This is a genomic window from Sphingorhabdus sp. Alg231-15 (assembly GCF_900149705.1).
Taxonomy (GTDB): Bacteria; Pseudomonadota; Alphaproteobacteria; order Sphingomonadales; family Sphingomonadaceae; genus Parasphingorhabdus.
The window spans coordinates 1,195,277-1,207,814 of the sequence record NZ_LT703001.1 but is presented as its reverse complement, the minus strand read 5'-3'; the positions used below and the strand labels follow the sequence as shown (position 1 = coordinate 1,207,814).

Annotated in this window: 14 protein-coding genes; 7 read left to right on the top strand and 7 right to left on the bottom strand. The window is 54.7% G+C overall.

Translation table 11 applies throughout. The annotated features are described in order from the left end of the window. Positions 1–23 precede the first annotated feature (23 nt). Both gshB and DG177_RS05980 read left to right on the top strand, forming a co-directional pair. A complete protein-coding gene (gene gshB, locus DG177_RS05985; protein WP_108810658.1) occupies positions 24–971 on the top strand; it encodes a glutathione synthase in 948 nt (315 codons plus the stop codon). Positions 972–1,201: 230 nt separating this feature from the next. Beyond that, entirely contained in the window at positions 1,202–1,801 is a 600-nt protein-coding gene (locus DG177_RS05980) for a thiamine biosynthesis protein ThiC (RefSeq protein WP_108810657.1), read from the top strand. Positions 1,802–1,880: 79 nt separating this feature from the next. Here the strand turns inward: DG177_RS05980 and DG177_RS05975 are convergent, their stop codons facing one another. Continuing rightward, on the bottom strand, positions 1,881–2,780 hold the full coding sequence (locus DG177_RS05975) for a tyrosine-type recombinase/integrase (RefSeq protein ID WP_108810656.1): 900 nt from the start codon (positions 2,778–2,780) through the stop codon (positions 1,881–1,883). 57 nt (positions 2,781–2,837) lie between these two features. Continuing rightward, positions 2,838–4,034: a radical SAM family heme chaperone HemW gene (hemW, locus tag DG177_RS05970; protein WP_108812804.1), complete on the bottom strand. Its 1,197-nt coding sequence runs from the start codon at positions 4,032–4,034 to the stop codon at positions 2,838–2,840. Between hemW and DG177_RS17665 the strand changes: the two genes are divergently transcribed. Continuing rightward, positions 4,026–4,712 carry a CAP domain-containing protein gene (locus DG177_RS17665; protein WP_337658559.1) on the top strand — a complete coding sequence of 229 codons (687 nt, stop codon included), beginning with the start codon at positions 4,026–4,028 and terminating at the stop codon, positions 4,710–4,712. The genes hemW and DG177_RS17665 overlap by 9 nt on opposite strands. Before the next feature lie 21 nt (positions 4,713–4,733). On the opposite strand, the gene rdgB is transcribed toward DG177_RS17665, so the two are convergent. Then, entirely contained in the window at positions 4,734–5,366 is a 633-nt protein-coding gene (rdgB, locus tag DG177_RS05955; protein ID WP_108810653.1) for an RdgB/HAM1 family non-canonical purine NTP pyrophosphatase, read from the bottom strand. Between the two features lie 8 nt (positions 5,367–5,374). After that, positions 5,375–6,088 carry a ribonuclease PH gene (gene rph / locus DG177_RS05950; RefSeq protein WP_108810652.1) on the bottom strand — a complete coding sequence of 238 codons (714 nt, stop codon included), beginning with the start codon at positions 6,086–6,088 and terminating at the stop codon, positions 5,375–5,377. A 179-nt stretch (positions 6,089–6,267) separates the two neighbouring features. On the opposite strand from rph, the gene hrcA reads away from it, so the two are divergent. Further along, positions 6,268–7,311 (top strand): heat-inducible transcriptional repressor HrcA, encoded by a 1,044-nt coding sequence (hrcA, locus tag DG177_RS05945; protein ID WP_108810651.1) that lies wholly within the window; start codon positions 6,268–6,270, stop codon positions 7,309–7,311. 11 nt (positions 7,312–7,322) lie between these two features. Further along, on the top strand, positions 7,323–7,919 hold the full coding sequence (gene grpE, locus DG177_RS05940) for a nucleotide exchange factor GrpE (RefSeq protein WP_108812803.1): 597 nt from the start codon (positions 7,323–7,325) through the stop codon (positions 7,917–7,919). 28 nt (positions 7,920–7,947) lie between these two features. Here grpE and DG177_RS05935 read toward each other — a convergent pair whose 3' ends face one another. Further along, complete coding sequence (locus tag DG177_RS05935; RefSeq protein ID WP_108812802.1) at positions 7,948–8,736, bottom strand: SDR family oxidoreductase; 789 nt, start codon at positions 8,734–8,736, stop codon at positions 7,948–7,950. 205 nt (positions 8,737–8,941) lie between these two features. On the opposite strand from DG177_RS05935, the gene DG177_RS05930 reads away from it, so the two are divergent. Continuing rightward, on the top strand, positions 8,942–9,529 hold the full coding sequence (locus DG177_RS05930) for a helix-turn-helix transcriptional regulator (protein ID WP_108810650.1): 588 nt from the start codon (positions 8,942–8,944) through the stop codon (positions 9,527–9,529). A gap of 3 nt (positions 9,530–9,532) precedes the next feature. Here DG177_RS05930 and DG177_RS05925 read toward each other — a convergent pair whose 3' ends face one another. Then, positions 9,533–10,018 (bottom strand): GNAT family N-acetyltransferase, encoded by a 486-nt coding sequence (locus DG177_RS05925; protein WP_108810649.1) that lies wholly within the window; start codon positions 10,016–10,018, stop codon positions 9,533–9,535. Positions 10,019–10,174: 156 nt separating this feature from the next. On the opposite strand from DG177_RS05925, the gene DG177_RS05920 reads away from it, so the two are divergent. Then, positions 10,175–10,963: a hypothetical protein gene (locus DG177_RS05920; RefSeq protein ID WP_108810648.1), complete on the top strand. Its 789-nt coding sequence runs from the start codon at positions 10,175–10,177 to the stop codon at positions 10,961–10,963. A gap of 8 nt (positions 10,964–10,971) precedes the next feature. Here DG177_RS05920 and DG177_RS05915 read toward each other — a convergent pair whose 3' ends face one another. Next, a complete protein-coding gene (locus DG177_RS05915; RefSeq protein WP_108810647.1) occupies positions 10,972–12,327 on the bottom strand; it encodes a GntP family permease in 1,356 nt (451 codons plus the stop codon). Positions 12,328–12,538 lie beyond the last annotated feature (211 nt).

Here is a 12,538-nt window from a genome sequence, read left to right as displayed (position 1 = left end):
CAATGACCTGAGAAAGCGCCTCTATGACTCTGAACATCGCGATGCAAATGGACCCTATGGAAACCGTCAATATCGACGGTGACAGCAGTTTCGCACTGATGATCGCGGCGCAGAAGCGCGGCCACCGGCTCTACCACTATGACGTGAAGGATCTGACTTATCTCGCCGGTCGGCTAACCACGCTGGCGCATCCAGTGAAAGTGCAGCAGGTGCATGGTGATCATTATGAATTTGGTGAGCAGGTACGGCTGGACCTCGGCAGCGATATTGACGTCGTGCTGATGCGGCAGGATCCCCCCTTTGATGTCGGCTATATCACCGCGACCCATTTGCTTGAGCGACTTGAAGGTGAGACCTTGGTGGTCAATAATCCAGTGTCTGTCCGCAATGCGCCCGAAAAAGTCTATGTGCTGGACTATGCCAAATATATGCCGCCGACATTGGTGACGCGTAATGTTGACGAAATTCGAGCCTTTCAGGCGGAGCATGGCGGCATTGTCGTGAAACCACTGCACGGCAATGGCGGTAAAGCGATTTTTCTGGTGCCAGAAGACGGCAGCAATTTAAGTGCCTTGATCGAGCTGTTCAATCAGACCTGGCCAGAGCCGCATATGATTCAGCCCTTTCTTCCCGAAGTACAAGATGGCGACAAGCGGATTGTTCTGGTGGACGGCGAAGTGGCAGGTGCGATCAACCGCAAACCAGGCAAGGGCGAGTTTCGATCCAATTTGGCGCAAGGCGGCTATGCCGAGGCGGCTGGATTGACCGAACGCGAGAAAGAAATTTGCGCAGCGATGGGCCCCGATTTGAAGCGGCTAGGACTAATCTTTGTCGGAATTGATGTTATTGGCGGCAAATGGCTGACGGAGATCAATGTGACATCGCCGACCGGGATTGTGGCGATAGATAAATTTAACGGCACGGATACGTCAGGGATGATCTGGGATGCGATTGAGGCGCGGTTGGGGTGAATGCGGAATATCCGCTTTATCCCGAAAGCGGACATTGGAAATCGATTTGCGAAACTAGTCTTCAGATAATAAAGATTGATGGTCTTTTCACGTTGGTGAGTGCTAGCCTTATTCATTCAATTGATTCCATGAAGCATTGCTCTCGTTGAGATATTGTTCATCTGTCTGTAACCTTAAGCTTTGCGCCAGCGAATAGCTCGAATGCATCAAATTCTTCAAGGGATAGATTTATGGAATTAACACAAAGCCGTACGGTTAAAGTTGTCGCGGTACTGCTGCTTCTGGCAGCCATTTCGCAACCGATCTATACAGCCCTGTATCTCGGTGCGCCCGACTTTAACCGCCAATTTCTGTGGGGCTTGGAAGGGCTTCTATTTGTGCTGCTAGCTGCTTTTGCGGGTTCCGCTCTGGTCATGGCCAAACGTTACACATTAGGGTTTTCCGCGATTGCGTTCAGTGCGGTACTCAATGTGGTGCAGGTAGGCGTGGGCCTGACTCAATTCGGTCCATTTCGTATGGCTGCCGAATCGAACGCTGATTTCAGCGATGTCGCTTCCTCGGTGGTTGCGTTCTCTTTCTTCGGCTATAATGCGGCGAAAATCCTGCTGGGTCTTGCGGCGGTGGTTTTTGGCATGGCCAAAATGAGCCAAGGCAGCAAAGCGCTGGGAGGAGCGACAGTGTTGATTGGCGCGATAGCGTTTGTCGCCAACACTTTAGTTATGATGTTCGGCTTGCAGGGCTTTTTGCCTTCGCCGGTAGCTGGAGGCTCTGGAGTTTTGGCGACTTTGCTCCTGGCTTTGTGCCTGTTCAGCGTTAGCAACGAAGATTGATCAGGCTACCCATTCAATAATGGTGAGTCAGCGTTAATATCCGCTTTTGCGCCCAACGCAGACATCCCCAGAAGCAATCTCAACCCGCCCTAGGATGCGCATTTTGGTACACATCCAGCAAGTGCGCTGCGTCGACTGCAGTATAAACCTGTGTCGAGCTCAAACTCGCGTGGCCCAGCAATTCCTGAAGGCTCCGCAAATCGGCACCGCCTGCCAGCAGATGGGTGGCAAAGCTGTGGCGCAGGGCATGGGGTGTGGTCTTGTCCGATATACCCAGTTTTCCACGCGCCTGCTGGACGACCCGGCGGATCAGATTGGGTGAGAGCGGGCCCCCGCGCTTCCCGCGAAATATGGTCTGGTCAAGGGTCATGGGGTGAGGGCACAGATCGATATACTGCTCTATTGCTTCGCGAACCTTGGGAAGCAGCGGTACGATCCGGGTCTTGCTCCGCTTACCCGTCACACGCAATGTATCGGTCAAGGGCAGGGCATCGCCGGTCAAGTCAAGCGCCTCGCTGATCCGCAGGCCCGATCCATAGAGCAACAGCAAAACCGCCCAGTCACGGGCGCCAACCCAATCGCTGCTGGCGCTTTCGGCAATATCGCCGGCAATTGCGACAATATCGTCGGGGGAGGCCGGACGGGGCACGCCACGTGTGACCTTGGGACCCTTGATCTTGGGTATCTGACTGTCATCGCCGCCCACAAATTTCAGGAAGGCCCGAATAGCCGACAACTCCCGCGCCGCGCTATTGTTAGACAGCCCATCGCCACGTCGGAAAGCAAGATAAGACCGGATATCAGTCTGTTTGAGCGCTGTGAGTTCCGCTTTGCCAACTGCACCGCCTAGATGCTCCATCAGAAAGCTGCAAAACCGTTCTGCCGTCGTCACATAGGCCCTCACGGTGTGCTGCGAACGTCGCCGCCCTTCGCGCAAATGGCGGGAAAAATCCTTCACAAGGGCATTGGCGCTATCCATCGGCAGAATCTAGCAGGCTGTGAAGGAAACGCAAATTCTGACGTCTTGTGGGCCGCATCAGGTGCGGAGCGGATCGGCTATGATCTTGGGCAACAACGCATCGAGCAAGGGCATGCCCTTGGGTTTGACGGTAAGATGATCATCTTGCCGGTCGATGAAGCCGAGGCCAGCGAGTTTTTGTACTTCTGCCTCATCCATCATGTCCGCGATTTCCAACCCGGTTTTCGCGGTCAGAGCGGCCAAATCAATACCTTCGCCGAGCCGAAGGCCCATCATCAAGGCTTCTGCGGCCTGAACATCGGGGGATAGCGCTTGTTCGACTTTCAACCCATGACCGTTGCGCTCGACGGCCGACAGGAAGTTTTCCGGCTTTTTATGCCGCTCGGTTGCCAAGCTCAGCCGCCGTCCATGAGCACCAGGGCCGACGCCGATATAGTCGCGATAACGCCAATAGCTCAGATTGTGGCGGCTTTCCTGACCGATACGGGCATGGTTGCTGATTTCATAGGCGGGCAAACCAGCCGCTTTGGTCATATCCTGCGATAGTTCGAACAAATCGGCGCAATGATCATCGTCAGCCGGGACAAGCTGTCCGGTGCGCACCAGTGTTTCAAAGCGGGTGCCGGGTTCGATGGTGAGCTGATAGAGTGAAAGATGATCGGTGCCAAAGCCCATCGCCCGAACGAGTTCCGATTGCCAATCATCCAAAGATTGGCCGGGACGTGCATAAATCAGGTCAAAGCTCACACGATCGAAATTCTGCTGTGCGGTTTCGAGAGCAGCAAGACCTTCTGCGACATCATGCGCGCGGCCAAGAAATTCCAGTGTTTGATCATCAAGTGACTGTAATCCCAAAGAAACTCGGTTGACGCCGGCCGATGCAATGTCTGCAAATTTGCTGGCTTCTACTGAGGAAGGATTGGCCTCGAGAGTAATCTCGCAACCGGTGTTCAGACCCCACAGCTTATCGGCTTCTGCGATCAGCGATGCGACGAGCTGAGGGGGCATGAGCGACGGAGTGCCACCACCAAAAAAAACCGAACTAATCCGCGGACTTGGGTTAACTTTATATTCATGCCTGAGGTCGAGAAAAAGGGCTTTCTGCCATGCGTGCTGATCGATCTGATCGCGCACATGACTGTTGAAGTCGCAATAGGGACATTTGGCGACACAGAACGGCCAGTGAATGTAGAGTGCAATCTCGTCACGGTCCGTCTGCTTCGCTGAAACGGGAGAGGACGGGTTATGAAGCATCAGCGCACCACTAAGCATCACCGCTATTTCGTGCAAGCAGCAATGCTGGCATTATTGGTTGGTTGCGGCAGCGAAGGCGGAGGTCCTCCAGCAGTGACGCTGCCTGGTTCTCCAACACCATCGCCAGCTCCAACCCCGACACCGGCACCGACCCCGGCTCCCACTCCGGCGCCCGCTCCCACGCCGACACCAACCCCGGCGCCAACGCCCACGCCATCTCCGACACCTTCGCCAACTGGAGACGCGCGGCTGCAGATTATGCTGCAAGAGCATAATGAAGCGCGTGCCGAAGTTGGTGTCCCGCCAGTTGAACTGGACCCGGCTCTGAACACGGCAGCGTTGGAATATGCCGAGACCCTGATAGCCAATGGACGGTTCGAGCATAGTCCAGGTGCATCGCGTCCGAACCAGGGCGAGAATCTGTTCGCTGGGACCGCAGATGCTTTCTCGCCGGAACAGATGGTAGGTTTTTGGGTGGACGAGAAGCGATTTTTTGTCCGCGGGACCTTTCCCGATGTCAGCACGACGGGGCGCTGGCAGGACGTCGGTCACTATACTCAGATCATCTGGCGCGATACGACCAGAATTGGCTGCGGAATTGCCACAAACGGCCAGCGAGACGTGCTGGTCTGCCGCTATAGCCCGCCGGGGAACTTCATTGGCAGACCCGTTTACTAGACTATAGCGATTTGATGCCGATCATGTGAGGCAACCGTCGACGAGTTTTTTGAAAGCATCGGCGCGGTGGCTCATGTCATGCTTTTGTTGCGGATCGAGTTCGGCAAAAGTCTGATCAAAACCAAGAGGTTGAAAGACCGGGTCATAGCCGAAGCCGAGAGTTCCGCGTGGTGGCCAGATCAAATTACCTTGTACGCGGCCTTCGAAAGTCTCTGAATGTCCATCAGGCCAGGCTAATGCAAGGGTGCAGATAAAATAGGCGCTACGGTCGGTCTCGTGCCCAAGCTCGGCCAGTTTGCCTTCGACCTTGCCCATCGCCATATACCAATCGCGCCCTGGTCCTCCTTCATAGCTGGCTGCTTCTGCCCAGTCCGCAGTATAGACCCCGGGGGCTCCATTTAGCGCCGATACGCAAAGCCCGCTATCGTCCGACAAAGCCACACAACTGGCACCTTCTGCACTGGCACGCGCCTTGAGCAGTGCATTTTCCGCAAAGGTCGTTCCGGTTTCTTCCGGCTCGGGAAGGTCTAGCTCTGCTGCTGAGACCGGCTCGATACCAAAAGGAGCTAGCAAGGCGCGTATCTCACGCACCTTGCCCTGATTATGACTGGCGATGATCAGTTTACCAGGTGTGAGCTTTCGGTGTCCGGTCATCACAAGGCTCAGGAAACCGCCTTGTCCTGTGCTTCGAAAATCTGGTCGCAGCCGATCTTGGCCAGCCGCATCAGGCGCATCAGACCTTCATCATCAAATGTTTCGCCTTCGGCTGTCGCCTGCGCTTCGGCAATATTACCATCACCGGTCAGCACGAAATTGGCATCAGCGCCGGCATTGCTGTCCTCGTCATAGTCGAGGTCAAGCACCGGATTGCCGTTATAGATACCGCAGCTGATGGCCGCGATTTTCTGTTCAATCGGATCTTCGCTGATCAGCTTCTCATCAAGGAGACCATTGACTGCCAGCCGTAGCGCGACCCATGCGCCACTGATCGACGCCGTTCGTGTGCCGCCATCTGCTTGTATCACGTCGCAATCGACCGTGATCTGACGCTCGCCCAGTTTTTTCATGTCTACTACAGCGCGCAGAGACCGACCAATCAGGCGCTGGATTTCCTGCGTTCTGCCCGATTGCTTGCCGCGTGCCGCTTCGCGGGAATTACGGGTATTGGTAGCGCGGGGCAGCATCGAATATTCACCGGTGACCCAGCCTTCACCCTTGCCGCGAAGCCATGGTGGAATGCGCTCTTCGATACTGGCGGTGCAAATGACCTTGGTATCGCCAAAGCTGATGAGGCAGGAGCCTTCGGCATGTTTGGTATATTCGGTTTCGATAGAAATAGCGCGCATCTCGTCCAGCGCGCGTCCTGATGGGCGCATGTATGATTCTCCTGTGGCTTTGAAGGGGTGTCTTAGAATAGTGAAGGATGGATGCAAGCGCTCTTTGTTGCCGAAAGTAGCGGCTTGTCGCTCCATCACCAATTCTCCACTCGGTTTGCTTCGCACAAAGGAGAGGATGGTTCTGGAAACTGGTCCAGAAACATCCTATCTAACATCCAATGACAACCACACCCATCACCGAAATGAACGACCGGACTCGCGACATTTTTCGCGTGGTGGTGGAATCCTATCTCGATAGCGGTGCACCAGTCGGCTCGCGGACCATATCCAAAGCGCCTGGCCTGGAGCTTTCCCCAGCTTCCATTCGCAATGTCATGCAGGATCTCGAAGAACTCGGTTTGCTCGCCGCGCCGCATACCAGTGCCGGGCGGATGCCAACCGAATTGGGATTGCGGCTATTTGTCGATGGCATGATGCAGGCGGCGGAACCTTCGCGGGAAGAACGCGATGCGATTGAGAGTCAGATTAGCGAGAGCGGACCTGTAGAGGATGCCTTGCGTGCGACCACCAGCATATTGTCGGGCCTGTCATCCTGTGCTGGCCTTGTGATGGTGCCCAAGCGCGAGCCGACGCTCAAACAATTCAGCTTCGTGAAATTATCGGAAGGGCAGGGGTTGGCCATTCTCGTGTCACAGGATGGCAGCGTGGAAAACCGCGTGCTCGATCTGCCCATTGGTATATCGGAATCCGCATTGGTCGAGGCTGGCAACTATCTCACTGCCCAATATGGCGGGATGACGCTGTCACAGGCTTTCTCCCGGATTGACCGCGATATTCAGGCCGGCCGAACTGCGATAGACAAAGCGTCGGAAGATCTTGTTCAGCGCGGCCTAGTCACATGGACTCAGGATCCGGCAGAGCGACCCATCTTGATAGTCCGCGGACAGGCGAATCTGCTAGAGGATGGGGCATTGGACGATCTTGACCGGGTTCGGCAATTGCTTGATGAACTGGAGGGCAAGCAGGAAATCGCGCGCCTGCTCGACAATGCCCGGGATGCTGAGGCAGCGAAAATATTTATCGGTGCAGAGAATAAATTATTCTCCCTTTCCGGTTCATCTGTGATAGCGGCCCCCTATAAAGACGGCGACGGACAGGTGGTCGGCGTGGTCGGGGTTATTGGTCCCACCCGCTTGAACTATGCCCGCGTCGTACCCATGGTAGATTTCACAGCACAAACGCTGTCCAGATTGTTGAAATGAGTGACGAAATAATGAGTGATACAAACCCACAAGAAAATGAAGATGCGAAACTGGACGAAGCCGCTGCCGCGGAGCTGGAAGGCGTGCCCGAAGCATTGAAAGAAGGCGGGGATGAATCCGTCGACGAAGCGTCTCAAGATGAACGTATCGCGGGCCTTGAAAACGAATTGGCCGAAGCCAAGCAGCAAGTTCTGTACGCGCAGGCGGAAACACAGAATGTCCGGCGCCGGTTGGAAAAAGATGCACAGGATGCGAAGGCATATGCGGCAACCGGTTTTGCCCGCGATATGCTGAGCGTATCCGACAATCTGCAGCGCGCGCTTGCCGCTATTCCGACCGAAATCAAGAATGAGGATAAGTGGAAGGGCCTTATCGGCGGCATTGAAGCCACCGGACGGGAACTGGAAACCGTGTTTGAGAAAAATGGCATCAAGCGGGTGGCCTCTGTCGGCTTGCCGCTCGATCCTAACCAACACCAGGCGATGGTTGAAGTTCCCACGGACGAACAGGAGCCCGGAACCGTAGTGCAGGAAATGCAAGCTGGTTACATGATCAAGGACCGCCTGTTGCGGCCAGCCTTTGTCGGTGTGGCGAAAAAGCCTGAATAAGACGGCGCGCTGTTTTCAATATAGCAGATCAAAAAATGGAGTTCCCCATACCGCCATCAATGGTGAGGCTTTGCCCGGTCACATAGCCGGCCATTTCGCTGCAGAATAGCGCCACAAACGCGCCCATATCTTCGGCATCGCCAAAACGTCCGACGGGGATGCGAACCTGTTTGACGAATTGCGCGACTTCTTCGTCATAGCTGGTGCCATTGGCTTCCGCCTGGCTTTCGAACATGTCCCTGATCCCGTCCGTATGATGCATGCCGGGGAGGATTGTGTTGATCATGACGCCATGTCTGGCGACCTGTTTCGCCACCGCCACGCTATAGTTGACCAACGCGGATCGCGGTGGTCCTGAAAGAACGCGCATTGCTGCGGGATATTTGGCCGCGCCGGTTGCGATGTTGACGATGCGTCCCCATTTGCGTTCGATCATCCCGTCAATCACCGCCTTGATAAACTCCACTGGGCTCAGAAGGGTGAGCGAGAGTGCCTTTTCCCAATCCTCCCGGTCAACCGTACGAAAGTCTCCTGTGAAAGGCGGCGGTGAGCAGGTTGCCACCAGGATATCGGGTTCGGGGCAGATAGAGAGGATTTTCTCCCGTCCGGCATCACTGCTGTGGTCTGCCACAATCGGAGTGATCTTAGCTCCTGTTTCCTTTGCCATTTGCTCGCAGCTTTTGTGCAGCTTTTCTTCACCACGGGCGGTAATAAACAGTTCCGTCTTCTCCCGAGCAAGAGCCAATGCCGCGCCGCGCCCCAATCCGGCGCTACCGCCATTGACCAGAGCCACCTTTCTTGAAATGCCCAAATCCATATCAACATCCTTTCGCGCCCATTCGTAACAGCTGGCGGGTTTGGTGCCGACTAGCCAATGGGATAAGCGGCGGTTCAAGGACGGCACGGTAAAAATTCACTCCTTTCAAGTCAGTAGCTTGCAAGATTTTCACCCTTCATCCCTTGCATTCCTGTTATTAAGATATATCTTAGTTGCAACTTAGACATATAAAGAAGGTGATATTATGCGCTATGCAGGTAATTGTGGACCCGGCGGACGCCGTGGGCGAGGATGGAACGCGGAATTTGGACAGAAATTTGCTCGTGCTTTTGCTGACGCTGCTTTTGACGGCGTCAAGGCCAAGCGGAAATCGCGCTTGTTTCGGCGTGGTGAACTGAAACTGGTCTTGTTGCATCTGATCGCCGAACAACCGCGACATGGATATGATTTGATCCGGCAGGTCGAGCAACTGACCGGCGGCCACTATGCGCCCAGTCCGGGGATAGTCTATCCGACTCTGACATTGATGGCGGACATGGATCTGATCGCGGAAGCTGTCGACGATGATGGCAAGAAAATCTATTCGATAACGGCTCATGGGTCGGAAAAGCTGGCAGAGAAAAAGGATCAGATAGACGATATTCTAGCGCGACTGGACGGCGTCTCCAAAATGGACGCGGCTTCCGAAGGTGCGTCCATCAAGCGCGCGGTTCACAACCTTAAAAGCGCGGTGCGGATCCGCCTTGCCGATGAGGAAAAAGATTCAGACAAGATCCTCGAAGTCGCTGCAATCATTGATGAAGCGGCGAGCAAGATTGAACGGCTGAAATAGGGTCTATAACTCCCGCACCATCTGCACATTGCAACGGGCGTAAGGAGTTGGCCATAGTTCATCATGTGCCAAATGCCGGAAATCGCATTTTTCATAGAGACCAATAGCAGCGGTCAGATCGCTATTGGTCTCTAGCCAGATCGCATCGGCTTGCATTTCTCTAGCCTGTCCGATCAACGCTTCGAGAATGGCCTGGCCAATACCCTTTCCCCGGAGATCTTTCCGTGCTGACATTTTTACAATTTCCAGCCATTTGCGATCATCCGCCGGGTGATGATGGGGTGGCAGAATGGCTCCGGTTCCAACCACATCGCCGTTCAGTTCTGCGACCATGATCTGACCGCCAGCACCTAAAATGGATTCCTCAGGACGCTCCAGCTGATCCCGATCGCTTTTTTCGACTGAAAAGGACTCTTCAATCCAGTCAAGATTGAGATCAATGAAGGCGCGGCGATCTGCGGCTTGATACAGGCGTGTTGTGACGGTCATTGCGAGCCTAGTCTATTTTTTCCTATCTACTTGACCAACTTGCCCTATTTATCATCCTATGTCAGCCCCAGTGATCGCTGACACCGAGCCAATCGCTTCTGCGCTCTATAACTGGCTCTTACAATCAACTCGGGTCGCAAGCTGGAGGGGATTATCATGAAAACTTGGATGAAGGTTGTTCTCGGCATTGTCGTCGGGATTTCCGTTTTGGTCGGTGTAATTTTTTGGCTGACCGGAGATGTTACCAAAGCGGGGGAGGAGTTTTTTGCAGCCGTGCAGAATGACGATATGGACGCCGCTTACGCGCTACTGTCTGATGATTTTAAGGCAGGGACGAGCAAGGAAGATCTCAAAGCCTATCTCGCCGCCAATGCTTTGGACAAGATCAAGGAAACGTCCTGGGGTAGCCGGATGATGACCGGCGGGGTTGCCGAACTGGAAGGTACGATTACAACGGTCGGCGGTAGCAAGATACCGTTAAAATTGCGGCTGATTGACTCAGAAGCAGGCTGGCAAATCAACGCAATCGAAAAAGATACTGCTGGGTTCAAAACCGCCGGCAGTGACCGTGACCTTCCACCTGCTGACAAGCAGAAACAACTGTTCCGGGAGACCATGACGATCTTTGCACAGTCGCTGTCAGACGGCACGATGAAAAAGCTGCGCGATAATGGGGCGGGCGCTTTTCAACGGCAGATATCGCTTGAAGATCTGGACAAGGCCTATGAGGGTTCGTTTAAATTTGCCGGCGACTTTTCAGACATCGCCAAAATGTCACCGGTCATCGATAGCGTAGATGTTGGTGAAGATGGTGCACTGAATATCCGGGGCCACTATCCGACCAAACCACGCACGGTCTATGTCAACCAAGCCTATGAATATGAAGGGGTGGGCTGGAAGTTTCTCGGCCTCGTCTATCGTGTCGGTTCGCCGGTTAAGAACTAGGATGAAGGCTAAAACATCGTAAACATCGCCACCGCCATGATCGTACCGATCACTGGTATCACTACGGTCAACGCACCGACCGCGCCATAGGCATCCTTGTGCGTCTCGCCGCATACGGCGCGGATGGTGGTGACGACATAGCCATTGTGCGGCAGGCTATCGAGCGCGCCGGAGGAGATTGCAACCACCCGGTGCAGTTCATCCGGCTGGGCGCCGACATCAAGATAATGTGGAGCGATCAGAGGAAGGGCGATGGTCTGGCCACCTGAGGCTGAGCCCGTCAGGCCTGCGATTACGGTGACCGCAATGGCAGCGCCAATAAGCGGACTGCCGGGAATGTTTTGCACCATTACCAAGGCTTCCTGAAAAGCAGGCGATAGTTTGGCCACCGCTCCAAAGCCGACCACGGCGCAGGTATTGGTAATCGCGACTACCGCACTGGTAGCCCCTCGTGAAAAGGCTTCGGGCATCGCTTTCAGTTTGCGGTACCCGACGGCCAGAGCGACAATTGCGCCTGAGCCCAGAGCGGCCACCAGCGCCCATTTGTCGAGGGAGTTTTGCGGTAATATAACGGAAAGCGGCCCCATATCCTGCGGATATTGGAAGATCAGGAAAATACCGAGTACAGCAACCAATGGCAGCAAACATAAAAGCGGGCCGGGTAGGGTACCATAATCGGTATTGGTATCATCGGTCTCGCGGCCGACAAATGTTTCGCCTCTGGCGACCGCGCGTTTCACCATCCAGTTGAGCCAGAAATGACCAGCAATTGCCATGAAGATCGCAACAACCAAGCTGACTTCCCAGCCAGCATAGGCAGTGGTTCCAAGAAATTCCATCGGGATGAGATTCTGGATCTCTGGGCTACCCGCTGTTGTCATCGTAAAGGTAACCGATCCGAACGCCAAGGCGGCGGGGATGAAGCGACGCGGTAAGTTGGCTTCGCGAAACAGATGCACCGCTAGCGAATAGACCGAAAATGCAACGATGAAAACGCTGACCCCGCCATAGGTCAGGACAGCACAGGCCGCGACCACAGCAAGCACCGCGTGTTTGATGCCGATTTTTTCAATGATCCAATGGGCGACACTGGCCGCTGCGCCGGATGCGCCCATGATTTCCCCAAATATGGCGCCGAGCAGAAACATGAAAAACCAGCTTTTGAAGAAACTGACAAACCCATCCATATAGGCGGTGGCAAAATCCGGGGCACCTTCGGCAGCCAAAGGTGGCAACCATGCAAGACCGCTGGTCGCGGCCACAATCGCGGCGGCAATCGGCCCAGCGATCAAGATATTTACGCCCTTCACCGTCATATAGATGAGCAGCGCAAGCCCGCCGATTAAACCGATTGCAGATAGCATAAGTACCGTCCCCGTTTTTTAAGATGGCCTATTGGCAGAGGAAGGGAAGCGTCGGCAAGGCTCAATTTAGATGATCAGGGTCAAGCCGAGTAGCATGCGGGCTCAGGACGCTATGGTCTGGTCCTAACAAGAATGCTGTCTCCCTGCGGCTCGCCGGTTTCCGACGATCATCGCAACCGGGGTGCCGTTCATCCGAAAAACCCGATTTGTT